Source organism: Halomonas sp. SS10-MC5 (assembly GCF_015992245.1).
Lineage (GTDB): Bacteria > Pseudomonadota > Gammaproteobacteria > Pseudomonadales > Halomonadaceae > Halomonas > Halomonas sulfidoxydans.
Genome location: NZ_CP065435.1, coordinates 671,488 through 696,784, shown reverse-complemented (window position 1 = coordinate 696,784; position 25,297 = coordinate 671,488). Strand labels below are relative to the sequence as shown.

The following is a 25,297-nucleotide window of genomic DNA, read 5'->3' as shown; positions in this document are numbered from 1 at the left end:
GCTTCGCATAGATATTATATGATACTTTCAGCGGCCAGTTTTTTTTGTTGAAAAAACAACGCCTCATCCAATACTTTAAAGAAATTAAAAAGCCGCTGATTTACCTGGGCCGGCAGCTTTTCCCCAGCACTGAGACTAAGCACCTTCTCGCACATATATTTTGCGTAGCTTTCCTTATTTCTATCTTTTATTGAAAAAGGCTCCAATTCGCCGCTTGCATCTACACTCCAGCCTTCGAACCAACCCTCATGTTCCTTATAGCATTCTTTGATCCATTCATCCGGAAAAATTCCTTCCATTTCATATCCAGCACGAACCGAAACGAAGTCTTTATTAGCAACAAACTCTCCCCTGCCTGAAAAAAAACCTTGCAATTCCCTACGGGCTTTAACGCCGGCCGCATCTCCATCCAACACTGTTACTGCAGCAACTTCTTTACGTACGTGCTCATACACAGCTTTTATAAATCCGGCCAACCCTGTTGTCCCTTCTCTTTCAACTACAAGGGCTTCACTCAAAAGTGAAAGAGGCTGACCCGACAATTCAGAAACTTTACTAACACAGTTTTTTATAACGTAAACATCCCATTTCCCCTCAACAAACACATTATTGTTCGCAAGCCCATAATAATCACTAAAACGAATACCCAAGGATCTTTTCAAAGAACTACATGCATCATCAAACTTTACAAATCGATTAATAATGGTACTTCCTGACGATATATTAAAACCATGGATGCCTTCAGCAATCTTAGGCATAAATTGCATGGAATGTGTACTAACAACAGAGATACTCTTTTTGGCTAACTTACGAACCATGTCCTTACTATTATTTGCAAGCTCGGGATGCATATAACTTTCAGGCTCTTCGATTAACCACACTGGATTTTGTCCAGCCTCCTTTATCCTTTCATCTATCCAGTGAAGGCTTGCATAAAATATCGCGGCTTGCAGCCCGCGGCCCTTGCTAGTATATGATGTTTTGACTTCGTCAGTTACTGCAAGACTAAATTGACCTATGATATTTTCTAAACTACCTCCAGGAACCTCAATCTGAACTTCAGCACCTTCAATCTGAGAGCTCCTAAGGGTATTATTTATAGACTTATTGATTGAGTTTAATTCTATATCAAGATCCTCCATTGCACTACTGAGAATCGCAGCTGCTTTTGAGCTAAGCCTAGGGGCTAGAAGGCTCCTATACAGGTCGTCAATGCTTTTTTCACTAGGTATATAGACAACTTGAAACTTTGATATAAAATCTGATACTAAAGCCCTCAGAATTCGGCTATAGTCTGCCTTCTTATCCTGCGGTCTCTTAACATTAGTAAAAAAGTTATACACTGGCGTATTCGTTTCAGTGAAATATAAATACAAAGAGATTTGGTTATTTTCTCTTTTAGTACCTTGGAGCACATGTAGTTTATCTATTGCATCCCAAAACCATAGCTCAGACTCATCTATTTCAAAAAGCCCAATGATAGAAGTTTTCTTCGACTGCCGGTCAAAAGGAATATCAAGCTCACGGTCATAATTGAAGGCATTATCATACCCACCAAAAAGTATGGAAATGGCTCTTAGCGAATTAGTTTTTCCTGCATTATTAGGCCCAATAAGAGTGGATTCATCACCTATGATTAAAACTTGTTCATCTCGAATACTTCTATAATTCGATATCCTAACTTCCCTTAAACTTATAGCTCTCATTTTCCTACTCATCTATAATTTAAATTAAAACACTAGCCGTATGTTCCATATACCAATACGATTCATATAGCTTCATAGATGCAGCTCTCAGCCAAATAGACTCAATGACAAGAGCACGCCCTGCCATGAGCCACACGAGAGGTTAGCAGCTCGCCTTCGGCCACGGTCACCAAGACTTTACCCTCGGCCCCGCCACCGGCGAACTGCTTGCCCAGATGATGGGTGGCGAAGAGCCAGCGGTGGATATGACCCGTTCCGCGTCGACCGTTTCTGAGTGTGAGACTATGACGGAAACGGGCGCCCTTGAGGCGCCCTTTTTTGCTACTTCCCATGCTGCTTGGACTCGGCCCGGAGAGGCCCGCTACTCCTCATCAGCCTCTTTGTGGCTCTCATTCTCCGCAGCGTTGGCCTCGGCAGCTGATACGCCAATTTGTGCGTCGAGCACGGCTAATGGCTGACACCGTCGATCTCTTCAGCGTCGATCTGGAGCGGGGCTGACACTACAGTAGGTGTTGGATACGATGAGGCTCAACATGATGGTGCGGCGAATGGTTGGGAACTGCAATGAATTTCAATATTTACAGCTTGTACAATTTGGGAGACCCCATACCCCATACCCCATACCCCATACCCCATACCCCATACCCCATACCCCATACCCCATACCCCATACCCCATACCCGCTTCATTCAAATTCACGCACAGGTTGGGCTCGGCGCTGTTATGCCCAGACTCCCTTGCCCCACTTCTCCACAGCAAAAAGTTAGGCTTTGTACGAAAAGTAGATTCTGCTAATTTCACTTATGCCGCAGCAGCATATAGGAGGTATGGCAGGACGCTACGAGCTATCCGACCATAGCTGGTCGCTGATCAAGGACATCGTCTCTCCCCCGCAGGAGATGGGCCGGCCAAGGCGGGATGATCGCCAGGTATTGAACGGCATCTTCTGGGTCTTGTGTTCGGGAGCCAAATGGCGCGACTTGCCAGAGCGCTATGGCCCGTGGAGCACGGTGTATGCCCGATTCCGCCAGTGGCGCGATGACGGCACCTTCGATGCGGTGCTGGCACGCCTTCAGCTCAAGCTTCGCGAGGATGGCCTGATGGACCTGGACACCTGGATGATCGATTCCACCGCCGTCCGTGCGACTCGAGCCGCCTCGGGAGGCGGTAAAAAGGGGGATCGGACGAACCGGTAGACCATGCGCTGGGCCGCAGCCGGGGCGGCTTGACTACCAAGATTCATCTGGTCTGCGACCGACATGGATGGCCGCTGGCCTTCACCTTGTCACCGGGTCAAGACGCCGACACTCGTCATTTCATGCCCACAATGGAAACGATCCGTCTGACGGGAAGCGCGGGCCCGGCCACGAAAGCGTTGCCGCTATATCGTGGCAGACAAGGGCTACGACAGTGATGACTTGCGCCGCTACTGCGACCGACACCGGATGAAGCCAATCATCGCGCAGCGCAAGATGCGCCGAAAACCTCGCCCTGGGTTGCCCCGAGGATTCGACAAGCCCAAGTACCGGGAGCGCAATGTGATCGAGCGCGGTTTTGGCTGGCTCAAGGAGCTACGGCGAATCGCCACGCGTTATGACAAGCTGGCCCGTAGCTTTCGCGCCATGGTATGTCTGGCTTGCATAGACCGTTGCCTACGTGCCGACTTTTCGTACAAAACCTAGGCAATCTGGTACGGTGTCAAGCGTAAGTAGCGAATTACGAAATTTTGGATACCAGCCTTCAGACCATTCAATATAACGCCAAGGTTCAGCGGCGGGCCGCGGAGCGGACCGTTCGCTGAACTGATTTTAAGACAGCATCATTTCCCCCCTTTCTTTCGGTTATCTTGGATACAGAGCATCTGACAGTTGTCCGCTTCAGTCTTGCCGCCCTCGTGCCACGGCGTGATATGGTCTGCCTCCATCTCCTCGATTTTAAAGGTGTTGCCGCAATCCGGACATATCCCATTCTGTCGTTCAAACGCTGAGCGACGCATCCTCCCATCGAACTGACGAATGTTGAGATGTTTCTCCTTGCCGTTCAAGACGTATAGGTAAACACCGCGATGGTTCGTCACGTCCGGGTCTTGGATAAGCGCTGAAATGCGATCCTCGAGTTCGTCCGGGTCGAGAGTCTCGTTCTTGTACTCGTTGTAGAGCAAACCCCAAGGTTGCCCCTTCATTTCTTTCTTGCGCTCCTTGGGAAAAGTCGCTCGCACCCACGCAACTACGTTTTGGAAGTACACCCACAACTCGTTCGCCTTGGATTTATGTTGATACTTCCCCATATAGCCAAGAATATTGCCGCCGCTGATCCAGCCAAGGACAGTCTCGAGATAATCTTGACGGATTGGCGTTCCGCTCATGAGGTCTCCGCCCACTTGGTAGGCAGGACACCCAGTCTTACTGAAGTATTTTTTGGCATCAGATAACCATGGACCAGCATATGTCGCATTGCGAAGTTCTTGCTTGGTCAAAACCTTACCGGCAATGTTGATTGTCTCGAACCACGCTAATCGTTCGCTGTCCGTCCCCTCACAGAAATACACCATCAATTCGTAATCGAGGATCTGTTCCTGCTGGTCATCCGTGAGGTTATGGAAGTAGAGGTCGTTCCACGCGAACTCTCCATCAACGTACCGGCAAATCGAGATCGTACGCTGCTGCCCGTCGATCACTTCGTAGGTTCCGTCGTCGCGAACCGACCAATACATTACATTGAGGGGAAAATCTTTGGTGAGCGTATCTATTACCTTGTCGCGCTCTTTGGCATCGTAGACGAACTCACGTTGATAGGGCGGGCGTATGTCGAGGAGCCCGCCATATCCGCGAACACCGCCCTCCGCGTCGTCTTCGTAGTTGTCGCATAGATCGCGGACAAGAATTTTTTTGAGTTCGATTTCCACTAGTACACCTTCTTGTTCTTGATAAACACACGTCTGTACACACCCTTCACGGGATAGCCAACGTCAAAATGTGTTCCTGCGCCGAAGGAGTCCGTCCTAATCACACACCCGAGGGTACCGGTGTTTGACTTCATGCGTTCACCGTTTACGACCCGCTCCTTCTTCCCGTAGTCCCTAGTTCGAGGATAGTCAGTCCCGCTGAGCCCTAGGACCTCGAACTGGTCGGGGTTGTGCTTGGTCAAGAAGCCCGGCGTGACTCCCATGACTCCGTCATAGTCACGGGGAATATTCGCGACCGCGTTAACTTCAATAGCGTCATAGTTGTCATACATTGGGTAGTCGTCAGGTTTGTAAGTCTTGTAGAGAATCAAGTCTTCATGGCGTTTCTTGTAGTCCAGGTTGGTGAACCAGCACATGTTGCCGAAGCTCCGCCACTTCTGCCCCGTGTCGTCAACCCAAAATCGGGTCTCTCGCGGCGTGTAGTGCTCTGGGACCTTGAAACTCATATCCCCGCTGTTCGCCCCTAACCACATCTCCTGATCTCGTATAAGAGGAAAAATCTCCTTATAGGTAATGGCATTCTGGTTCGCAAGGATGATGAACTTCTTGTCGTACTCGAAGAGCTGAGCGATGTACTCCCGGAATAGGGAGAAGGGAGGATTCGTGACCACGATGTCCGCCTGCTTCAAGAGTTCGATAGCCTCCGCGCTGCGGAAGTCTCCATCGCCTTCCAAGAAGTTGACCTCAATCTCGTCCTCGCCAGGGATGCGGTCACCGTCCTTGTCACCCTCGTACTCCAGCAAGATCGCTCGATCGCTGTCATTTTCGCTGAAGAGGTCGCGCTTCTGGTTCCTATAGCAGGTTGCGATCAACTTCTTTAGACCGATTTTTTCGAAGTTATAAGAGAAGAAGTGGAAGAAGGCGCTGACCCTTGGGTCGTCGCAGTTGAGATAGACAACCTTGCCCGTAAAGTGCTTCCTATAGTGCTTGAGTTCCCGCTCGACGTCTTCCAGCTGCGTGTAGAACTCGTCCTCTTTGTTCGTCTTCGCCCTGCTCAGGCTTGCGTTCTGCGTACCCGCCATCCTATTTTTCCTAAAGTTGATCCATTGTTTTTCGGTTATAACTGGTTACTCGATTGTCTAACGCAGCGGTTCAGTAAGTGCGAGGAAAGAGCACGCCGAAACCATTGGTTAAACTTTGATTACCTAGAAAAACAAGCAAGCCGCTCAAAATAAATTCTTGATTTCGACTTATTAACTAAAAACGGCTATATTTTCAAACTCGCACACCCGCTGCATTTCCGGAACCACCGCTATGAATCGATTTCGGCCCATCCATTTGCAACTGCGCTGCCCACCGATACAAAGCGGTCTTCATCAAGCCAATGCTACCTCCGCTTTTCGCAAGCTAAAGCTACCTACAACTATCGTCGACGCAACCAGTAGCGCTGTCTCGGACGATTTCGCCCCCTTCCCTCTCCGACATCGCCACTAACCGATGCGAGGCAGCTTCCATCAGAACAGGGCCGCCTCCACTAGTCGCGAGCTAAAGCTGCCTCCAACAATCGTCAAAGCAACGTGCGGGGTATTTTTGTGTCGGAAACGAAGCCCTGCTCTACGACGTTGCTAGGCTAATTCCTAATGCACAATTCGAAAATGGCTTATTTCACAAATCAAAAGCACGCTACCGCCCGGGGATGACATCCTTTCCCTGCGACAGCCCTGTCTGCGTTGTACCTTCCTGTTCTATCGGCGGTCGTCTCAGCGACCTTAACCCGAGTTAACTAAACCTTGTAACGAATTGCAAAGAAAAAGGGCCTACCCTTTGGTAGACCCTTGATCTCGATCAGCTTAGCCGTGTCAGGCGTTCTGCCTAGGCGCGCCTCACTCCCACTCGATCGTCGCGGGTGGCTTGCTACTGACGTCGTACGTCACGCGGGAGACGCCGCGGATCTCATTGATGATGCGGTTGGAGACTTTCTCCAGCAGCTCGTACGGCAGGTGGGCCCAGCGGGCGGTCATGAAGTCGATGGTTTCCACGGCGCGCAGGGCGATGACCCACTCGTAGCGGCGGCCGTCGCCGACCACGCCTACTGACTTGACCGGCAGGAACACGGCGAAGGCCTGGCTGGTCTTGTGGTACCAGTCGGCGTTGTGCAGTTCCTCGATGAAGATGGCGTCGGCTTCGCGCAGGATGTCGGCGTACTCCTTCTTCACTTCACCGAGGATGCGCACGCCCAGGCCCGGCCCGGGGAAGGGGTGGCGGTACACCATGTCGTAGGGCAGGCCGAGTTCCAGGCCGAGCTTGCGCACTTCGTCCTTGAACAGTTCGCGCAGCGGTTCGACCAGTTGCAGCTTCATGGTCTCGGGCAGGCCGCCGACGTTGTGGTGCGACTTGATCACGTGGGCCTTGCCGGTCTTGCTGGCGGCGGATTCGATCACGTCGGGGTAGATGGTGCCCTGGGCCAGGAAATCGACGCCTTCGATCTTGCTGGCCTCTTCATCGAACACGTCGATGAAGGTGTTGCCGATGATCTTGCGCTTGGCTTCCGGGTCGTTCTCCCCTTCCAGCTTGGAGAGGAACAGTTCCTCGGCGTCCACGCGGATCACCTTCACGCCCATGTGCTGGGCGAAGGTTTCCATCACCTGGTCGCCTTCGTTCTTGCGCAGCAGGCCGTTGTCGACGAACACGCAGGTGAGCTGGTCGCCGATGGCGCGGTGCAGCAGTGCGGCCACCACGGAGGAGTCCACGCCGCCGGAGAGGCCGAGCAGCACGTGGCGGTCGCCGACCTGGTCGCGCACGCGGGCGATCTGGTCTTCGATGATGCGTGCCGGGGTCCACAGCTTCTCGGCGCCACAAATGCCGACCACGAAGTGCTCGAGGATGCGCATGCCCTGCAGGGTGTGGGTCACCTCGGGGTGGAACTGCACGGCGTAGAAGCGCTTCTCCGGCCAGGTCATGGCGGCCACGGGGCAGCTCGGGGTGGAGGCGGTGACGGTGAAGGGCTCCGGCGCGCGGGCCACCTTGTCGCCGTGGCTCATCCACACATCGAGCAGCGCCTTGCCGTCGTGGTCGACGTGGTCCTTGATGTCGCGGAACAGGTCGTCGCTGCCGTCGATCTTGACCTGGGCGTAGCCGAACTCCTGCTTGTTGGAGCCTTCCACCTCGCCGCCGAGCTGCACCGCCATGGTCTGCATGCCGTAGCAGATGCCGAGCACCGGCAAGCCCATCTCGAACACGCACTGGGGCGCACGGGGCGAGCCGGCCGCCACGGTGGATTCCGGGCCGCCGGAGAGGATGATGCCGTTAGGGGCGTACTCGCGGATCTCCTCCTCGGTGATGTCGAAGGCACGCACTTCGGAGTACACGCCGATCTCGCGCACGCGGCGCGCGATCAGCTGGGTGTACTGGGAGCCGAAGTCGAGGATGAGGATCTTGTGGGCGTGAATGTCGGTCATCGGGTCGTCTCTACTGGCAGCGTATGGCGGCGGGCCAAGGGCAAGGCGTCTGAAAAACGAGCGGCGGAGTTAGCCCCCGCCGCGTTTGTCTCTTACGAGCTGGCGGTTAACCTGCCCGATAATTTGGCGCTTCTTTGGTGATCTGCACGTCATGCACGTGCGATTCGGCGAAGCCGGCGCCGGTGATCTGCACGAACTCCGGCTTGGTGCGCATCTCCTGGATGTCGCGGCAGCCGGTGTAGCCCATGGAGGCGCGCAGGCCGCCCATCAGCTGGTGGACGATGGCGCTCATCACGCCCTTGTAGGGCACGCGGCCTTCGATGCCTTCCGGCACCAGCTTCTCGGCGCCGGCGTCCTTGTCCTGGAAGTAGCGGTCGGCGCTGCCCTGGCTCTGGGCCATGGCGCCCATCGAGCCCATGCCGCGGTAGGCCTTGTAGGTACGGCCCTGGAACAGTTCGACCTCGCCCGGGGCCTCCTCGGTGCCGGCCAGCAGGCCACCCACCATCACCGCGCTGGCGCCGGCGGCGATGGCCTTGGCCAGGTCGCCGGAGAAGCGCACGCCGCCGTCGGCGACCAGCGGGATGTCGAACTCCTTGAGCGCCTCGGCAACGTTGGAAACCGCGGTGATCTGCGGCACGCCGACGCCTGCCACCACGCGGGTGGTGCAGATGGAGCCGGGGCCGATGCCCACCTTGACGCCATCGGCGCCGGCTTCGGCCAGGGCGCGGGCGGCGGCGGCGGTGGCGATGTTGCCGCCGATCACCTGGATCTGCGGGAAGTGCTCCTTGACCCAGGCCACGCGGTCGATCACGCCCTTGGAGTGGCCGTGGGCGGTGTCGACGATGACCACGTCGACGCCGGCCTCGGCCAGCGCGGTCACGCGATCAGGGGTCTCCGGGCCGGTGCCCACCGCGGCGCCGACCAGCAGGCGGCCGTCGGCGTCCTTGGCGGCGTTGGGGAAGGTGCGCGCCTTCTCGATGTCCTTGAAGGTGACCAGGCCGCGCAGGTGGAAGGCGTCGTTGACCACCAGCATCTTCTCGACCCGGTGCTCCTGCATCTTGCTCTTGATCACGTCCAGCTCGGTGCCCTCGGGCACGGTGACCAGCCGCTCGCGCGGGGTCATGATGTCGGTCACGCGGTCGCCGTGGTTGGGCTGGAAGCGCATGTCGCGCTCGGTCACGATCCCCACCAGGGTCTCGCCCTCCACCACCGGGAAGCCGGAGAAGCCGTACTCCTGGGCCATCGCCAGCAGGTCCTCGAGCTTGGCCTTGGGCCCCACGGTCACCGGGTCCTTGACGATCACGCTCTCGTGCTTCTTGACCTTGCGCACCTCGGCGGCCTGGGCCGAGATGGCCATGTTCTTGTGGATGATGCCGATGCCGCCTTCCTGGGCCATGGCGATGGCCAGGCGGGCTTCGGTCACGGTATCCATGGCGGCGGAGACGAGGGGGATGTTGAGGTAGAGGTCGCGGGTCAGGCGGGTTCGCAGGCTGACGTCCTTGGGCAGGACTTCCGAGTAGCCGGGTACGAGTAATACGTCGTCGAACGTAAGAGCTTCTTGGGCCATACGTAGCATAGTCGGCAACACCCAGTGCTGGTGGGGGAGTGGGGAAAGTAATCGACCATTATAGCGCTCCGGCAAAGGCCCGGGCAATGCGAAGGCCGGCTCGCCGGCGGGTCAACGGCGTTCGAATTCGCGCCGCCAGCGCTGCATGAAGGCGTCGCGGCGCTGCGGGTCGACGAAGGCCAGTAGCGAAGCATTGAGCGGAATGGGATAGAGCCGATCGCCGACCTGGTCGCGCAGGCGCTGCGCGGTATAGGGGCCGGTCACCTCTGGGTGAATGCTGAACAGCGGGGTCTCGCCCGCCAGCACGTGCTGCCCTTCCCGGCTGAGCAGGAAGTTGAGGAAGGTCTCTGCGGCGCGCGGATTTGGCGCATCCCGATGGATGAACGCCATGCGCATCATCACCAGCGAGTAGTCCTGGGGCACCTGGACGATCACATCGGGATGCTCCTGCGCCCACACCATGGCGTAGGAGCCCAGCAGGTTGTAGCCCAGCCAGTAGCGCCCTTCGCTGATGCCTTCGAGCATGTCGCGGGTGTTGGCTTCGAGCACGGCCTCGGCGTTGCCCATGGCGGCGACCAGGTCCCAGAAACGGGTGGTATAGCGGGCATCCTGCTGGAACAGCGTGTAGCCCACGCCGCTGTGTGCCGGCGAGTAGGAGGTCACCCGCCCGCGCAGCCGTTCCCGCTGCTCGGTCAGCAGGGTGTGCAGGTCGGCATGGGTGGCCGGCGGCATCATGTGGCGCGACAGGTCGAGGCGGTAGGCCATGACGATCGGCTCGAAGGTGAAGCCGAACACCTCGTCGCGCCACTTGGCCCACTCCGGCCAGGCCCGCGCCTCGGCCGAATCCAGGCGACTGGCGTAGCCCTCGTTGACGCGTGCCATCTGCCACGGCATGGCCGAGCTGATCACCACGTCCGGCGCCGGGGCCGCGCCGGCCACGCGCTCGTCGACCTCCAGCGTGGAGCGGTCGCGGAAGTCCAGCGCGATGTCGGGATGCGCCAGTTCGAAGGCGGCCAGCAGCGGTGCGACCACCTCGCGGTCGAGCGCCGCCTCGACCACGAGCGGGTTCGCCGCCCGGCCCGTTGTCGACGCCAACAGGAGCGCGACGAACGCGAAGGCATGGAAACAGCGGGGCATCATGGCCTGTTCTCCAGGGGGAAGGAGACGCTGATTCGCAGCCCACGCGGCGTGCGCGGCGCCACCTTCAGGCGGGCGTCGTGGCGCCGGGCAATGGAGTCGACGATGGCCAGCCCCAGCCCCGAGCCTTCGGTGTCCTGGCGGCCGCCACGCTCGAAGGGCTGGTGCAGGCGCTCCAGCATCTCGGGGGACACGCCGGGACCGTCGTCCTCGATGTAGAGCTCCACCTCTCTCCCGTATTCCACCAGGCCCAGGGTGATCACGCTGCCCGGCGGCGTGTAGCGCAGGGCATTGTCGATCAGGTTGCCGAGCAGTTCCCGCAGCGCCCACGGCTCGCCGCGCACGGGGAGCGGGGTCGCGGGAAGTTCGGCCAGGCCCAGGTCGTGGCCCCGGGCGACGTCGCGCCCGGCCCAGTCGAACACGGTCTCGCGCAGCAGCGCCGCCAGGTCGAGCCGGTGCATCTCGCGGCCATCGGCGACGTGACGCAACCGCGCCAGGCTGAGCAGTTGGCTCGCCAGGCGGCTGGTGCGCTCGGCCCCCTGGTGGACCGCCGCCAGCGCCCGGTGCCACTCTTCGGGCCGGGTGCTCTTCAGGGCCAGTTCGCTGGTGCTCTGCAGCCCCGACAGCGGCGTCTTGAGCTGGTGGCTGGCATCGGCGGTGAAACGCAGCAGCGCATCGCGGCTCTCGCGCTGGCGGGCGAACAGGGTCTCGAGCGTTTCGGCCAGCTCGCGCAGCTCTTCCGGTACCCGCGCATCGAGCGGGCGCATGTCGTCGGCCTCGCGCTGGCGCAGCAATTGGCGCAGCCGGCGCATCGGCTTCAACGCCACCCGCATCGCCAGCAGCATCAAGAGCCCTGCCACCAGCACCATGACCAGGAAGCGGCTCACCGCGCCCACGAACAGCTCCTGGATCAGGGCCTGGCGCCCGGCCAGGGTGTGGCCGACCCAGATCTGCACCGGGTCCTGGGTCTCCCAGCCCGCCGAGTCGAACTCCCAGCCATGCAGGCGCCACTCGGCGCCGCTGTGTTCGGCGTTCGTCCACACCGGCCCCTCGGCCACCTCGGCACGCCGTTCGGCCGCAATGGGGATATCCAGGTTGGCCGAGACCCGCCGGCCCTCGGCGTCGAGCACGGCGTAGAAGACCCGCTCCTGATGGCGGGTGGCGATGATCTGCAGCGCCGCGGCGGGAATCTCCACCACCGGCTGTCCTTCCTGCCACTGCACGGCCTCGGCAATGGTCAGCGCCGCCGATTCGAGCTGGCTGTCGTAGGCGCGCTCGGCGGCGCGCTGCGAGCTGAAGTAGGCCTCGACCAGCAGCAGCGCGCCCAGTGCGCTCACGGTGACCGACAGCCAGATCGCGAGGCGCGACTTGAGCGTGCCGTCGACCTCGATCACTCGCGCGCTTCCTCGAGCCGATAGCCCAGGCCGCGAAAGGTGCGGATGCGCAGCCCGCTGTCCTTCAGCCGCTTGCGCAGGCGGCTGATGTAGACCTCCAGGGCATTGGAGCCCACCTCGCCGAAACCGAACAGCCGGTTCTCGAGCATCTCGCGCGGGGTAATGCTGCCGGCATGCAACAGCAGGTCTTCCAGCAGGCACAGCTCGCGGCGCGGCAGCTCGAGGGCCTCGTCATGCAGCGTGGCCACGCCCAGGGCCGGGTCGAAGCACAGCGCGCCGAGGCGCAGGCGGTTGTCGCTGCGCTGCTGGCTGCGCCGCAGCAGGGCGCGCACCCGTGCCTCGAGCTCGGCGAGCGAGAACGGCTTGGCGAGGTAGTCGTCGGCGCCGAGGTCGAGCCCGCGTACGCGGTCGTCGATGCCGTCGCGGGCGGTGAGGATCAGCACCGGGGTGGTGTCGCCGCGCTCGCGCAGTTCGCCGAGCAGCGTCAGGCCGTCGCCGTCGGGCAGCCCCAGGTCGAGCAGGATCAGGTCGAAGCGGTCGTGGCGCAGCGCCGCGCTGGCCTCGGCATGGCTTGCGAAGCCTTCGACGGTATTGCCCAGCGGCGTCAGGGCCTGGTGCAGCGAACGGGCGATGAGAGGATCGTCCTCGACGACGAGCAGGCGCATACGACCAAAGTCCTATGAGGCGGTGGCGAGATGACAGGTTGATGAAAGGTTGGGCGCCTAGCATGGCCGTTCTGGCATCCACGGCGATGGCAGGCGGGGAAATCCCTCTCCGCATTCCCAGAACAAGAGAACAGGAGTTCGCCATGAAGATCAACAAGGCTTTCCGTCACTGCTCCGGGCTGGCCCTGCTGGGCGGCATGCTGGTGGCCGGCGGCGCCCAGGCCCAATCCGATTCCACCGAGTGCATCGCCCCGGCCAAGCCGGGCGGCGGCTACGACCTGACCTGCCGCCTGGCGGCCAACGGCCTGCAGGAGACCGGGCTGATCGACCAGCCGATGGTCGTCACCTACATGCCGGGCGGCATCGGCGCCGTGGCCTACAACCATGTCAACGGCGTGCGCAAGGACGACCCCAACCTGATCGTGGCGGCCAGCACCGGCGCGGCGGTCAACCTGGCGCTGGGCAAGTTCGGCCAGTACGACGCCACCGAAGTGCGCTGGCTGGGCGCCCTGGGCGTCGACTATGGCGCCATCGTGGTCAGTGCCGATGCGCCCTGGCAGCACCTCGACGAGCTGATGGACGATCTGCGCGAGAGCCCCGGCGAGATCGCCTTCGGCGCCGGCGGCACGATCGGCAGCCAGGACTGGATGAAGGCGGCGCTGACCGCCAAGTCCGCCGACATCGCGCCACAGGACCTGCGCTACGTCGCCTTCGAGGGTGGCGGCGAGGCACTGGCGGCGCTGCTCGGCGACCACATCCAGGTCTTCACCGGCGACCTCTCCGAGCTCAAGTCGCAGCTCGAGAGCGGCAAGATCCGCGTGCTGGCGGCACTCTCCGAGGAGCGCATGGACGGCCCCTATGCCGAGATTCCCACCGCCGCCGAGCAAGGCTACGACGTGCAGTGGCCGATCTGGCGCGGCTACTACATGGGCCCCGAGGTCGATGACGACGCCTACGCCACCTGGGTCGAGCGGCTCACCGAGCTTTCCGAGTCGGAGCAGTTCGCCGAGCTGCGCGAGGCCCGCGGGCTGTTCCCGATGTCGCGCTTCGGGCCCGACTTCGACAGCTACGTCCAGGAGCAGGTCGCGCAGTTCCAGTCACTTGCCGATGAAGTGGGTCTGAGCCAATGAAGCTCGCCGCCGACCGAGTGCTGGGCCTGTGCCTGATCGGTCTGGCGGCGTTCGTCGCCGTCCAGGCCGCCAGGCTTCACGTGCCCTTCAGCTACGATCCCGTGGGGCCCAAGGCCTTTCCGCTGATTCTCGCCATCCTGCTCGCCGCGCTGTCGCTGGTGCTGGTGCTCAAGCCCGGGAGCAACGGCCACTGGCCCGACCGCTCCCTGGCCGTGAAGCTGCTGGCGGTGCTCGCCGCGCTGCTGGTCTACGCGCTGCTGTTCACGCGGCTGGGCTTCATCGCTACCTCACTGCTGACGACGGTCGCCCTGGCACGGGCCTTCGCCGCCCCCTGGGGCAAGGCGCTGCTGACCGGCGTGCTGATGGCCGTGGGCAGCTATTACGTGTTCACCGCCGGGCTTGGGATCTCGCTGCCCAGCGGTGACTGGCTGCGCCCGTTACTCTAGAGGAACGCCCTCATGTTCGATTTCCTGATCCAGGGCTTCGGCGTTGCGCTGAGCCCGCTGAATCTCGGGCTGGCCTTCCTCGGCGCCCTGCTCGGCACGCTGTTCGGCGCCCTGCCCGGCATCGGCCCGATCAACGGCATCGCGATCCTGATGCCGCTGGCCTACACCCTGGGCCTACCGGCCGAGTCGGCGCTGATCCTGCTCGCCGGCATCTACACCGGGGCCGAATACGGCGGGCGCATGTCGAGCATCCTGCTCAACGTGCCCGGCGATGCCGGCGCGGTCATGACCACCCTCGACGGCCACCCGCTGGCCAAGCAGGGGCTCGCCGGCCCGGCACTGGGCCTGTCGGCGGTCAGTTCCTTCGTCGGCGCGACCATCGCCATCCTCGGCCTGACGCTGTTCGCCCCGCTGCTGGCGGAAGTCGCGGTGATGTTCGGCCCCGCCGAGTTCTTCGCCCTGATGGTGTTCGCCTTCGCCTCGATGTCGGTGATGATGGGCAAGGACCCGATCAAGACCGCCATCGGCGCGGTGCTGGGCGTGCTGATCGGCACCGTCGGCGTCGATTCGGGCACCGGGGTGCTGCGCTATACCTTCGGCATGGCCGAACTCTACGACGGCATCGACTTCGTGGTGATGATCATCGGCCTGTTCGCCATCAGCGAGATCCTGCTGATGCTCGAGCATGCCAACCGCAAGGATTCCAGCGGCGACATTCCCCCGCTGGGGCGGGTCTTCGTCACCCTCAAGGAGGTGCTCTTCTGCAAGGGTGCCATGCTGCGCTCGGGGCTGATCGGCTTCATCATCGGCGTGCTGCCGGGTACCGGGGCCTCGGTGGCCGGCGCGGTGTCCTACACCACCGAGAAGCGCCTCTCCGACAAGGAAGGCACCTTCGGCAACGGCGACATGCGCGGCCTGGCGGCACCGGAGTCGGCCAACAACGCGGCGGCGGCGGGCTCGTTCGTGCCGATGCTGACCCTGGGCATTCCCGGTTCCGGCACCACCGCCGTGCTGCTCGGCGCGCTGATGCTCTACAACATCACCCCCGGGCCGATGATGTTCAGCGAGCGCCCGGAAGTCGCCGGCGGCCTGATCGCTTCGCTGTACATCGGCAACCTGGTGCTGCTGGCACTCAACCTGCCGCTCGCCGGGGTGTTCGCCCGGGTGCTGACCATCCCGCGCTGGGTGCTGGTGCCGGGTATCGCCATCCTGGCCTTCGTCGGGGTCTACCAGCTCCACTCCGACCTCACCGCCATCTACCTGATGCTGATCATCGGCGTGTTCGGCTACCTGCTGCGCAAGCTGGGCTTCTCGCTGGCCCCGGTGATCCTCGGCTACGTGCTCGGCGGGCTGATGGAGCAGAACCTGCGCCGCGCCCTGTCGATCAGCGGCGGCGAGGTGGAGATCCTGTGGCGCTCGGGCATCTCGCTGGGCCTGTGGATCGCCGCCGCGGCGCTGCTGGTGCTGCCGTGGCTGCTGCCCAGGCTGGTCAAGGCGCGCCTGGGACGCGCCTGAGCCCCGCCGGGGCCCGGCCCCGGCGGTGCCCCCGTTCCTGATGTCCTGATGCGGATACCGACCTTGCCCTCGAAGCGAACCCGATTCGACGCCCTGCGCGCCTTTCTCCCCACCCTGCTGCTGGGCCTGCTCGGCGGCAGCCTCGCCTACTGGGCCGGCCTGCCGCTGCCCTGGCTGCTCGGCGCCATGCTGGCGACGACCCTGCCCAGCCTGGCCGGGATGCGGCTGCGCGGCCCGGGGTCGGCGCGCCAGGCCGTGCTGGCGGTGATCGGCGTCATGCTGGGGTCGGCCTTCTCCCCCGATATGGCCGGCGACGTCGCGTCGTGGACGATCAGCCTCGGCATGATGCTGCTCGCCACGTCCGTGATGTGGGCGTTCTCGTTCTGGTTCGCGCATCGAGTGGCCGGTTACTCCGTCGAGACCTCCCTGTACGCCGGCATTCCCGGCGGCGTTTCGGCGATCACTGCCATGGCCATGGAGTCGGGGGCGGACCTGCGCATCGTCGGCCTGACCCACGCCACCCGCATCCTGGTCCTGCTGCTTGCGATACCCCCGTTGCTTGACGTGCTGGGCCATGTCGATCTCGGCATGCGCCCCGCCGACGCCGCCTCCTGGCTGTGGCTTCCCTCGCTCTCCGATATGGCCTGGCTGGTGGGCTCAGGCGTGGCCGGCATCGGCCTGGGCCGCCTGCTGCGCCTGCCCAATGCCCTCCTGTTCGGCCCCGCGCTGCTGTCGGCGACGCTTCACCTCACCGGCCTGACCCACGCGGTGGTTCCCCCTTCGGTGCTGGCCATCGCCCAGGTCATCATCGGGGTCTCGGTGGGCATCCGCTTCGGGGGCACGCCGCTAGCCGCCGTGGCCTTCAACCTGTGGATGGCGACGCTGCAAGCCGCGGTGCTGATGCTGATTGCGATCGCGGCGGCCTGGAGCATTCATGCGGTGACCGGTTACTCCATGGCGGCGGCGCTGCTGGCCAACATGCCCGGCGGCGCCCCGGAGCTGAGCCTGGTGGCCCTGTCGCTCGGCATCGACCCCGCTTTCGTGACCTCTCATCATCTGCTGCGGATCACGGCCTTGATGCTCCTGATGCCGCTGATGCTGCGTGCCTTCCGCCGCTTGCTGGTCTAGCCCGCCGCGCTTCTAATTACGCTTCGAAACAGTCCGAAACCGACTTTGACTTACAGCGCCAGGCACCTGATCTAGTTTGATGAAGCACACGTCATATTCACTCATGGAAGGAGTGACGAGATGAACTGGGACCAGATCGAAGGCAAATGGAAAGAGTACATGGGCAAGGCCCGTGCCAGCTGGGGCGAGTTCAGCGACGAGGAACTCGACCAGATTGCCGGCAAGCGGGAGCAGCTGATCGGCAAGCTGCAACAGCGCTATGGCCTGGAGCGTGAAGAAGCGGAACGCCAGGCCGATGAGTGGGCGCGCAATCTCTAGAGCGGAGATTGGCATTCCACTGAGCAAGATCCGAACCATGGAAAGGAGAGCGATCATGCAAAAGCATCTACTTACCATCGCAGTGGCAGCCGTAACCGGTAGCCTGGCCCTCGGGACCCAGGCGATCGCGCAGGAGAACGATCCCAAGGCGGCCCAGGGCCTCTACTCCGCCGACGACGTCATCGGCGCCGACGTCTACCACGTCGATGACAGCGACGAGGACGTCGGCGACGTCGAGAACCTCCTGCTCGATGACGAAGGCAAGGTCAGCGCCGTGGTGGTGAACGCGGGCGGCCTGTGGGGCATCGGCGGCGATGAAGTGGTGGTCGGCATCGAGCACTTCACCCTGGAGACCGAGCGCGATGATGACGACGTCTCCCACCGCATCATGGTCGACGCCAGCGAGGACGAACTCGAGAACTTCCCCGAGTACAACGAGGAGTGGTTCGACGATGAGCGCAACCGTCGCATCGATGAGCGCGGTGAGCGTGAAGGCGTGTGGCAGACCACCGGTACCACCGGTGCAGGCCCCGTCGGTGACGGCGCAGAAGTCACCGAAGACGATGTCGAAGACGATTTCGAGTAAAAAGTTGACGTGTCCCTCCCCATGACGCTCTTGCGCCGGGCCTTCCCGGCGCTTTTTTTCGCCTGCCTCCCGCGTGCTGGCACGCCGGCGCCATGCTAGCCTTGAGGGCTCTCGTCGAGGCCCAGGAACCGCCGTCTCATGCCCCAGCCCACCGCTAGCGCGCTCTCCGTCAGCGAAGTGAACCGCCGCGCCCGGCTGCTGCTCGAACAGGGCATCGGCGAGGTATGGGTCGAGGGCGAGCTCTCCGGCGTCTCGCGGCCGGCCTCGGGGCACGTCTACTTCACCCTCAAGGACAGCTCGGCGCAGCTGCGCGGGGCGCTGTTCCGCAACCGTGCGCGCTTCGTCGCCGCGCCCATGCGCGACGGCGACCGGGTGCGGGTGCGCGGGCGGGTGTCGCTGTTCGAGCCACGCGGCGACTACCAGTTGATTGCCGAAGCGGTGCAGCCGGCCGGCGAGGGCGAGCTGCTGCTCGCGCTGGAACGGCTCAAGCAGCGTCTCGCCGCCGAGGGCGTCTTCGCCAATGCGCGCCCCCTGCCCTGCCCGCCCCGCCACCTGCTGGTGCTCACCTCGCCCACCGGCGCCGCCATCCGCGACGTGCTGGCGGTGCTCGCCGCGCGCTGGCCGCTGGCCCACGTGACGCTGATCGCGGTGCCCGTGCAGGGTCGCGAGGCGGCCCCAGCGCTGATCGCCGCGCTGGGGCTGCTCAACCGCCAGCAGGCGCTCGACCCGGCCCGCGACGTGATCCTGATCACCCGCGGCGGCGGCAGCCTGGAGGACCTGTGGGCCTTCAACGACGAACACCTGGCGCGGGCGATCTTCCATTCGCGCCTGCCGGTGATGTCGGCGGTGGGCCACGAGGTCGACGTCACCCTGTCGGATCTGGCCGCCGACGTGCGCGCCCCGACGCCTTCCGCCGCCGCCGAGATGCTGGTGCCGGATGGGCGCGACCTGCGGCAACGCCTGGCCGGGCTGGAGCGCCAGCTCTGGCGCTGCACCCAGGCGCGGCTCGAACGCGAGGGCCAGCGGCTCGACCACCTGCGCGCGCGGCTGCGCCACCCGGGCGAGGTAGTCGCCCGCCAGCGCCAGACCCTGGGCGAGCTGGAGGCCCGCCTGCGGCGCGCCATGCACATGCGGCTCGCCGCCGACCGCCGCCAGTTGGACCACCTGCAGCGGCGCACGAGCGCCTGCCACCCGCGGCGCGGGGTCGAACGAGCCGGGGAACGGCTGGCCCGTGCCCGCGCCCGGCTGGCGCAGGCCATGCAGCGCGACATGTCACGCCGGCACGAACGCCTGGCCGGCCTGGCGCGGCAGCTTCAGGCGGTGAGCCCGCTGGCGGTGCTGGGGCGCGGCTACGCCATCCTGCAGGACGATTCAGGCAGGGTGATACGGCGCGCGGCCGATACCGAGCCCGGCCAGGCGCTGACGGCGCGGCTGGGCGAAGGCCGGTTGAAGGTGGAGGTCAAGCGCCGGCTCAAATGAAGAGAGCGCCTGGGTCAGGCGCTCTCGGTGTCGGCTCGGCCGGCGTCACTCCGGCTTGAAGGTGCTCGGCTCCAGCTCGTGGCGGCTGAGCAGCTTGTAGAAGTCGGTGCGGTTGCGCCCGGCGATGCGTGCCGCCTGGGTCACGTTGCCCTCGGTGATCTTGAGCACCTTGACCAGGTAGCTGCGCTCGAAGCTGGCGCGGGCGTCATTGAAGGTCGGCAGCGCGCTGTCCTCCGCCGCCAGCGCCTGGGCCACCAGGGCCTCGGGGATCATCGGCGAACGGGTCAGGGCCACGCATTGCTCCACCACGTTGACCAGCTGGCGCACGTTGCCGGGCCAGGCGCTGGTGGCGAGCAGATTGAGCGCCTCCGGCGAGAAGCCCTTGACGAACGGCTTGTGGCGCTCCGCCGCCTGGGCCACCAGGTGGCGCGCCAGCAGCGGCACGTCCTCGGCGCGGTCCTTCAGCGCCGGCAGCTTCAGGTTGACCACGTTGAGGCGGTAGAAGAAGTCCTCGCGGAACTCGCCCTGGTGCATCGCCTGGCTGAGGTCGCGGTGGGTGGCGGAGAGGATGCGCACGTTGACCGGGATCGACTGGGTCGAGCCCAGCGGGCGAATCTGGCGCTCCTGCAGGGCGCGCAGCAGCTTGACCTGCAGTGGCAACGGCATGTCGCCGATCTCGTCGAGGAACAGGGTGCCGCCCTCGGCGGCCTGGAACAGGCCCTTGTGGTCGCTCACCGCCCCGGTGAAGGCGCCCTTGGCGTGGCCGAACAGCTCGCTCTCCAGCAGCTGTTCGGGCAGCGCGCCGCAGTTGATCGCCACGAACGGGTGGTTGGCGCGCGGGCTGGCATCGTGGATGGCCCGCGCCAGCAGCTCCTTGCCCGAGCCGGAAGGGCCGGTGATCAGCACGCTGACGTCCGACGAGGCCACCATGCGCGCCTGCTCCAGCACCCGCTCCATCTCGGGGCTGCGGGTGATGATGCTGGCGCGCCAGGCCTCGCTGTCGTCGGCGTTGCCGGACGGCAGGTGGGTCAGCGCCTCGTCGATGGCGCTGAACAGCTCGTCGCGGTCCACCGGCTTGGTGAGGAAGCTGAACACCCCCTGCTGGGTAGCATTCACGGCGTCGGGGATGGAGCCGTGGGCGGTCAGAATGATAACCGGCAGCCCCGGCACCTCGCGCTGGATCGCCTGGAACAGGGCGAGGCCGTCCATCTCGTCCATGCGCAGGTCGGAGAGCACGATGTCGGGGCGCTCGGCCGCGAGCTTGCGCAGTGCCTCGGCGCCGCTCTCGGCGGTGGTCACCCGGTAGCCGCGGCTCTCCAGGCGCATGCCGAGCAGACGCAATAGGCTGACGTCGTCGTCGACCAGCAGAACGTGGGCGTTGCCGGCTTTCGCACCCGACGTGCGTGCCGCCGGCCTGCGAGCCTCATTCTTGCGCGTATCGGTCAATCGAGCCGCTTCCATCACGTCTTTCTCCCATCTTGCCCGATCGCCCGTTCAGGGCGATTGCTGTCGCAGGTTCATGTTCTGCTCGATGGCGGTGAGTGCCTCGAGCTTTTCGGAGAGCTCGGCGTTCTGCCGCTGCAGGGTGCTCACCTGGGCGAGGGCCTCCGCGCTCCTGCCGGCCAGGGCACGTCGCCCTTCCAGTTCGTTGCGCCAATAGAGCAGCAGCGGCTGCAGGTCGGCCGGCGCGGCATGCGTATGCTCCTGGTAGAGCTCCGCCGCCTGGCGCCATTCCCGCTCGCTGCCCCAGGAAAGTGCCACGGCTCGCGCCAGCTCCCGCTCGGCTTCGCTCCTGTCGTGGGCGGCGTCCAGCTCGTTGAGCGCCTGGCGGCGCCACTCGCTGTCGCCGCGCTGCGAGGCCAGCCCGTACGCCACCCAGTTGGGCAGCAGGCAGGCCTCGTTCTCGAACGTCGGCTCCCCGCCCCGGCAACCGGCCGCCTGAGGCGCTTCCGGCTCGGTGCCCAGCCCGCCCTGCTCGGGTAGGTACTGGCAGCCGCCCATCAACAGGACCAGCCCGCCAGCACCGAACACCTTCTTTGCACAGCCTATTCTTCTTACCCGCATCGTTCATCGCTCCTTGCGTTGATGCCCACTTCGACGGGCTCAATATTATTGTTTTCCGTGGTCAAGGGAAGCGCCTGGCGCGGCAGCGTCAGACGGAAACACACATCGAAATCGCGATCCTCGAGCAGCACCAGGCTGCCGTTCTGGATGCGCGCGCAGTCGGCGGCCACCGAGAGCCCGATGCCGGAGCCCTTGAGCGGCCCCTTGCGCCGCGACCGGCCCTGGTAGAACGGCTCGAACAGGCGCGCGCGGTCGTGCTCGGCGATGGGCTCGCCGGTGTTGGCCACGTCGAGGATCAGGTGCTCGCGCCCGGCATGGGCGCGAATCATCAACTCGCCGCCGTCCTCGCCGTAGGCGATGGCGTTGGAGACCAGGTTGTCGAGAATGCGCCCCACCGCGGTACGGTCGACCACCCACTCCAGCGGGCCATCGAAGGCGATGACGCGCATGCCCTTGTTCTCCAGCGCCAGGCGGTGCTTGGACAGCGTGGTCTTGACCAGCGTGGTCAGGTCCACCCGCTCGAGGCTGATGCGCTGGTTGTGCTGCAGCAGGTTGTAGTCGAGCAGCTGCTCGATCAGCCGCTGCAGCTCGCGGCCGCTGGCATCGATCAGCGTCAGGATTTCGCGCTGGCGGGGGCTCAGCTCGCCGGCCACGCCGTCGGCCAGCAGCGCCGAGCCCTCGCGTACGCTGGCCAGCGGGGTCTTGAGTTCATGCGACATGTGGCGCAGGAACTGCTGCTTCTGGGCCTCTAGGTCGCTGAGCCGGGTCGACAGCCAGTCGAGCCGGTCGCCGAGCTGCACCAGCTCGGCGGGCCCCTGGATGGTATCGCGGTCGTTGGTCTCCACGCCGCTGCCGATGCTGAGAATGCGCCGCTCGAGTTGGCGCACCGGGCGGATGATCAGCCAGCTGAACAGCAGCATGAGCAGCAGGCTGGAGGAGACCAGCGCCGTGGTCTGCAGCCACAGCCGCGACTGGACCGCCTCCGCTCGCGCACTGATCATCTCGATGCTGGCGTCGATCTGGCGATTGGTGGCCCGGCGCATCGCCTCGGTATGCTCGGCGAACGGCACGAACAGCGACAGCCACACCTCCAGCGCGTCGGCGTCCAGTTCCGGCAGCTGCGACAGCAGCAGCAGCTGCTCCTCCAGCGCCAGCACGTCGGGGTCGTTCGGCAGGAAGCGGCGCTGCTGCGCCAGCAGTTCCTGGAACTCGCCGTGACGCTCGGCATACAGATCGAGCAGGCTCTCCTGCTCGAGCACCGCATACTGGCGCGCGCTGCGCTCCATCTCGACGGCCAGGCTGCTCAACACCCGGGCACGCCGGCTCTCTTCCACCGCCTGGCGAGCGCTCACATCCGCCAGGCGAGACAGTTCGGACAAGGCCTGACCGGCCTGGTACATCAGGATTCCCAACGGCAGCATCACTACCAGGAACGCCAGCAGCACGAGCTGCAGCAATGAGCGTGGACGCCAGCGGCGCGAGACCCGTTTGGTCATGACCAATGTTCTATTCAGGAGAGGAAAAGGGACCACCATGGTACGTTCCTGAAGGATAACAGAGTTCCACGCTCGGCTACTGCCCCGTCACAGCCCCCCGGAAAAAAAAGAGGCCGGCTAAGTGCCGGCCCAATACGCAGGGAACTGAAGGGGTTGAAAATATGGGCATCGTTCGCCTGGTCGAGCCATGACCCATACTTTCAGCGGACCCGAGGGTCCCGAAGCCCCATCACCGACGCTGTGCCACCAGGAGCCGTCGGTACGGGCGGGCAGCGAACCGCCCTGCTTCGTCCTTTGGCGCCACCGCTGCGAGTATGTTCAGCAGCGCTGGCCCGAAATTCGATCCCCCGAAGGGGATGAGGCATCCTTGCCGGGGCATCCTTGCCCTTCTGGTACCGTTCCATGCCTGTCGGCGGTACCCGTCTCATCGCAACCTAAGTTACACATCGCGGAGCGAACGTTTATCGTCGTGATGCCCGGGTCGCACAGGGCATGGGGGGGTGGTGGTCCCCGAGCCTCTCGACGATCCGAAGTGATTCGAGCCGTTTGAATCACTTCTTTCGTTGCTCACCTAGCATAGTGCCAATAGCGTGCCAGGAATCTTTATACGTCTTTAAATTCAGGGTGTTAAAACGCACTGTGAAGTGGCATGCCGCCACCCTGCGGTAAAACCGGGATGAAAAGCGAGTGACGGCGCCACTTTTCGTCATCGATTGGAGACACCCTTTCGAACGATCCCCCGCTGCGCTATAGAAAACAATGCGTTGCCTTGTTGCCTTTTGGAGACAACCGCGAAGGCGGCGTTGCCCCAAAGCGACAGCCACCGCCCGGAACAGGGTCCAGAGCGGCGGCGGGCCCAGGAGCCAGCCTGTATCAGGCGCTGATACGGGCCCCTCAGCCGAGCGGCTTGACGAGGATCTTCGACTTGCGGGCGTGGTTGTAGGTGTCGCGACGCAGCGTGGGCAGCGAATCGATGTCCGAGGGACGGAAGCCGTGCTCGACGAACCAGTGGGCGGTGTGGGTGGTCAGCACGAACAGCGCGTTGAGCCCGAGCCGGCGTGCGCGGCGCTCGACGCCGGACAGCAGCAGGGTGCCCCGCGCCCCACCGCGGTAGTCGACGTGGATGGCCAGGCAGGCCAGCTCGCCCATCTCGGCCTCGGCGAAGCAGTGCAGCGCCGCACAGCCGATGATCATGCCGTCGCGCTCGATCACCAGGTAGTCGTCGATCTCGTGCTCCAGGCGCTCGCGCGAGCGCGGCACCAGCATGCCACGGCGCTCCAGCGGCTCGAGCAGTTCCAGCAGGCCGGCGATGTCGCCGAGCTCGGCCGGGCGCAGCTGCTCGTAGCGGTGCCGGGTGATCATGGTGCCGACGCCGTCGCGGGTGAACAGCTCGCCCAGCAGGGCGTCATGATCCTGCCACGAGAGCAGGTGCGTGCGTGCCACGCCGTGGCGCGCCGCGGCGCAGGCGGCGGCGATGTGGCGCGCCTGCTCGCAGCCCGCCTCGATCTGGCTCAGCAGCGGCTCGGCTTCGGCGGGCGTCAGCTGGCGCTGCAGGGCGCCATTCTCATCGTACAGACCGGCCGCCTCGCCCAGCAGGATCAGCTTGTCGGCGGACAGCGCCATGGCCGCGTGCTGGGCCACTTCGGCGGCGTCCAGGTCAAACACCTCGCCGGTGCTGGAGAAGCCCAGCGGCGGCAGCAGCACCAGCGAGCCACGATCGAGCAGCCCCTGCACCGCCGATACCCGCACCCGGCGCACCTCGCCGCTGTGGTCGTAGTCGACGCCTTCGCGCACGCCCAGCGGTTTGGCCATCACCAGGTTGCCGGAGACCGCGGTCAGCTCGACCCCGTGCAGCGGCGTGTTGGGCAGGCCCAGCGATAGCCGCGCCTCGAGCCACAGGCGCTGCTCGGCGGCGACCCGCTCGACGCAGGCCATGATCGCCTCGTCGGCCACCCAGCGCCCGTCATGGCGCCGCGGCTCGATGCCGGCGTCGCTCAGCGCCTGCTCCACCTGGGGGCGGATGCCGAACACCACGACCAGCCGCACGCCGAGGGTATGCAGCAACGCCAGGTCCTGGATCAGCTGCTCGCCTCGTCCTCGCGCCATGGCCTCGCCCTCGATCAGGATTACGAAGGTTCGGCCCCGGTGTGCATTGATGTAGGGGGAGGAATTGCGGAACCAGTCGACGAAGGGGAAACGAGTGTCCAAGGCCGCTCTCCGGCAGCAGATGAAAAGAAGGGTGTATCGGTTTCGACTATATCAGAGCGACGAAAACGGCGGCACCACTGTTGTGGTACCGCCGT

Annotated in this window: 19 protein-coding genes and 1 pseudogene; 8 read left to right on the top strand and 12 right to left on the bottom strand. The window is 63.5% G+C overall.

Annotated features, from left to right (window positions below):
- Positions 1-14: 14 nt before the first annotated feature.
- Positions 15-1,706, bottom strand: a complete 1,692-nt coding sequence (locus I4484_RS03200; RefSeq protein ID WP_197449589.1) for an ATP-dependent endonuclease — start codon at positions 1,704-1,706, stop codon at positions 15-17.
- An 827-nt stretch (positions 1,707-2,533) separates the two neighbouring features.
- On the opposite strand from I4484_RS03200, the pseudogene I4484_RS03195 reads away from it, so the two are divergent.
- A pseudogene (locus I4484_RS03195) lies at positions 2,534-3,388 on the top strand (IS5 family transposase).
- A 137-nt stretch (positions 3,389-3,525) separates the two neighbouring features.
- Here the strand turns inward: I4484_RS03195 and I4484_RS03190 are convergent.
- The 7 genes from I4484_RS03190 to I4484_RS03160 all read right to left on the bottom strand — a co-directional run bounded on the left by I4484_RS03190 (position 3,526) and on the right by I4484_RS03160 (position 12,832).
- Positions 3,526-4,611 carry a DUF262 domain-containing protein gene (locus I4484_RS03190; protein WP_197449588.1) on the bottom strand — a complete coding sequence of 362 codons (1,086 nt, stop codon included), beginning with the start codon at positions 4,609-4,611 and terminating at the stop codon, positions 3,526-3,528.
- On the bottom strand, positions 4,611-5,693 hold the full coding sequence (locus I4484_RS03185; RefSeq protein WP_197449587.1) for an adenine-specific methyltransferase EcoRI family protein: 1,083 nt from the start codon (positions 5,691-5,693) through the stop codon (positions 4,611-4,613). Before I4484_RS03185 ends, I4484_RS03190 begins: the two co-directional genes overlap by 1 nt.
- An 801-nt stretch (positions 5,694-6,494) precedes the next feature.
- Positions 6,495-8,069 carry a glutamine-hydrolyzing GMP synthase gene (guaA, locus tag I4484_RS03180; protein WP_197449586.1) on the bottom strand — a complete coding sequence of 525 codons (1,575 nt, stop codon included), beginning with the start codon at positions 8,067-8,069 and terminating at the stop codon, positions 6,495-6,497.
- 106 nt (positions 8,070-8,175) lie between these two features.
- Positions 8,176-9,645, bottom strand: a complete 1,470-nt coding sequence (gene guaB, locus I4484_RS03175) for an IMP dehydrogenase (RefSeq protein WP_197449585.1) — start codon at positions 9,643-9,645, stop codon at positions 8,176-8,178.
- A 102-nt stretch (positions 9,646-9,747) separates the two neighbouring features.
- The gene (locus I4484_RS03170) at positions 9,748-10,776 is read right to left on the bottom strand and encodes an ABC transporter substrate-binding protein (RefSeq protein ID WP_234283620.1); all 1,029 of its coding nucleotides are present in this window, start codon (positions 10,774-10,776) and stop codon (positions 9,748-9,750) included.
- Complete coding sequence (locus I4484_RS03165) at positions 10,773-12,167, bottom strand: sensor histidine kinase (RefSeq protein WP_197449584.1); 1,395 nt, start codon at positions 12,165-12,167, stop codon at positions 10,773-10,775. The genes I4484_RS03170 and I4484_RS03165 overlap by 4 nt, the downstream gene beginning before the upstream one ends.
- Entirely contained in the window at positions 12,164-12,832 is a 669-nt protein-coding gene (locus I4484_RS03160) for a response regulator (protein WP_197449583.1), read from the bottom strand. The genes I4484_RS03165 and I4484_RS03160 overlap by 4 nt, the downstream gene beginning before the upstream one ends.
- A 143-nt stretch (positions 12,833-12,975) precedes the next feature.
- Between I4484_RS03160 and I4484_RS03155 the strand changes: the two genes are divergently transcribed.
- The 7 genes from I4484_RS03155 to xseA all read left to right on the top strand — a co-directional run bounded on the left by I4484_RS03155 (position 12,976) and on the right by xseA (position 19,434).
- Positions 12,976-13,962: a tripartite tricarboxylate transporter substrate binding protein gene (locus I4484_RS03155; RefSeq protein WP_197449582.1), complete on the top strand. Its 987-nt coding sequence runs from the start codon at positions 12,976-12,978 to the stop codon at positions 13,960-13,962.
- Positions 13,959-14,408: a tripartite tricarboxylate transporter TctB family protein gene (locus I4484_RS03150; protein WP_197449581.1), complete on the top strand. Its 450-nt coding sequence runs from the start codon at positions 13,959-13,961 to the stop codon at positions 14,406-14,408. Before I4484_RS03155 ends, I4484_RS03150 begins: the two co-directional genes overlap by 4 nt.
- A gap of 12 nt (positions 14,409-14,420) precedes the next feature.
- Complete coding sequence (locus tag I4484_RS03145; protein ID WP_197449580.1) at positions 14,421-15,923, top strand: tripartite tricarboxylate transporter permease; 1,503 nt, start codon at positions 14,421-14,423, stop codon at positions 15,921-15,923.
- Between the two features lie 63 nt (positions 15,924-15,986).
- Complete coding sequence (locus tag I4484_RS03140; RefSeq protein ID WP_234283621.1) at positions 15,987-17,051, top strand: AbrB family transcriptional regulator; 1,065 nt, start codon at positions 15,987-15,989, stop codon at positions 17,049-17,051.
- Positions 17,052-17,171: 120 nt separating this feature from the next.
- A complete protein-coding gene (locus tag I4484_RS03135) occupies positions 17,172-17,369 on the top strand; it encodes a CsbD family protein (protein ID WP_167112124.1) in 198 nt (65 codons plus the stop codon).
- A gap of 55 nt (positions 17,370-17,424) precedes the next feature.
- Positions 17,425-17,955, top strand: a complete 531-nt coding sequence (locus I4484_RS03130; RefSeq protein ID WP_197449578.1) for a PRC-barrel domain-containing protein — start codon at positions 17,425-17,427, stop codon at positions 17,953-17,955.
- Between the two features lie 138 nt (positions 17,956-18,093).
- Complete coding sequence (gene xseA / locus I4484_RS03125) at positions 18,094-19,434, top strand: exodeoxyribonuclease VII large subunit (protein ID WP_197449577.1); 1,341 nt, start codon at positions 18,094-18,096, stop codon at positions 19,432-19,434.
- A gap of 45 nt (positions 19,435-19,479) precedes the next feature.
- Here the strand turns inward: xseA and glrR are convergent, their stop codons facing one another.
- The 4 genes from glrR to argA all read right to left on the bottom strand — a co-directional run bounded on the left by glrR (position 19,480) and on the right by argA (position 25,202).
- Positions 19,480-20,895: a two-component system response regulator GlrR gene (gene glrR, locus I4484_RS03120; RefSeq protein WP_267956507.1), complete on the bottom strand. Its 1,416-nt coding sequence runs from the start codon at positions 20,893-20,895 to the stop codon at positions 19,480-19,482.
- 33 nt (positions 20,896-20,928) lie between these two features.
- Positions 20,929-21,498, bottom strand: coding sequence for a hypothetical protein (locus I4484_RS03115; protein ID WP_197449576.1), 570 nt, complete (start codon positions 21,496-21,498; stop codon positions 20,929-20,931).
- Positions 21,489-22,994 carry a HAMP domain-containing sensor histidine kinase gene (locus I4484_RS03110; RefSeq protein WP_197449575.1) on the bottom strand — a complete coding sequence of 502 codons (1,506 nt, stop codon included), beginning with the start codon at positions 22,992-22,994 and terminating at the stop codon, positions 21,489-21,491. Before I4484_RS03110 ends, I4484_RS03115 begins: the two co-directional genes overlap by 10 nt.
- Positions 22,995-23,888: 894 nt before the next feature.
- Positions 23,889-25,202: an amino-acid N-acetyltransferase gene (gene argA / locus I4484_RS03105; RefSeq protein ID WP_197449574.1), complete on the bottom strand. Its 1,314-nt coding sequence runs from the start codon at positions 25,200-25,202 to the stop codon at positions 23,889-23,891.
- Between the last annotated feature and the right edge of the window lie 95 nt (positions 25,203-25,297).

Coding starts and splice junctions, on each gene's coding strand:
- guaB (WP_197449585.1), bottom strand. CDS start 9,645: ATGCTACGTATGGCCCAAGAAGCTCTTACGTTCGACGACGTATTACTC.
- xseA (WP_197449577.1), top strand. CDS start 18,094: ATGCCCCAGCCCACCGCTAGCGCGCTCTCCGTCAGCGAAGTGAACCGC.
- I4484_RS03130 (WP_197449578.1), top strand. CDS start 17,425: ATGCAAAAGCATCTACTTACCATCGCAGTGGCAGCCGTAACCGGTAGC.
- I4484_RS03170 (WP_234283620.1), bottom strand. CDS start 10,776: ATGATGCCCCGCTGTTTCCATGCCTTCGCGTTCGTCGCGCTCCTGTTG.
- I4484_RS03110 (WP_197449575.1), bottom strand. CDS start 22,994: ATGACCAAACGGGTCTCGCGCCGCTGGCGTCCACGCTCATTGCTGCAG.
- I4484_RS03160 (WP_197449583.1), bottom strand. CDS start 12,832: ATGCGCCTGCTCGTCGTCGAGGACGATCCTCTCATCGCCCGTTCGCTG.
- I4484_RS03155 (WP_197449582.1), top strand. CDS start 12,976: ATGAAGATCAACAAGGCTTTCCGTCACTGCTCCGGGCTGGCCCTGCTG.
- I4484_RS03200 (WP_197449589.1), bottom strand. CDS start 1,706: ATGAGAGCTATAAGTTTAAGGGAAGTTAGGATATCGAATTATAGAAGT.
- I4484_RS03115 (WP_197449576.1), bottom strand. CDS start 21,498: ATGCGGGTAAGAAGAATAGGCTGTGCAAAGAAGGTGTTCGGTGCTGGC.
- I4484_RS03135 (WP_167112124.1), top strand. CDS start 17,172: ATGAACTGGGACCAGATCGAAGGCAAATGGAAAGAGTACATGGGCAAG.
- guaA (WP_197449586.1), bottom strand. CDS start 8,069: ATGACCGACATTCACGCCCACAAGATCCTCATCCTCGACTTCGGCTCC.
- I4484_RS03145 (WP_197449580.1), top strand. CDS start 14,421: ATGTTCGATTTCCTGATCCAGGGCTTCGGCGTTGCGCTGAGCCCGCTG.
- I4484_RS03150 (WP_197449581.1), top strand. CDS start 13,959: ATGAAGCTCGCCGCCGACCGAGTGCTGGGCCTGTGCCTGATCGGTCTG.
- I4484_RS03185 (WP_197449587.1), bottom strand. CDS start 5,693: ATGGCGGGTACGCAGAACGCAAGCCTGAGCAGGGCGAAGACGAACAAA.
- glrR (WP_267956507.1), bottom strand. CDS start 20,895: ATGGAAGCGGCTCGATTGACCGATACGCGCAAGAATGAGGCTCGCAGG.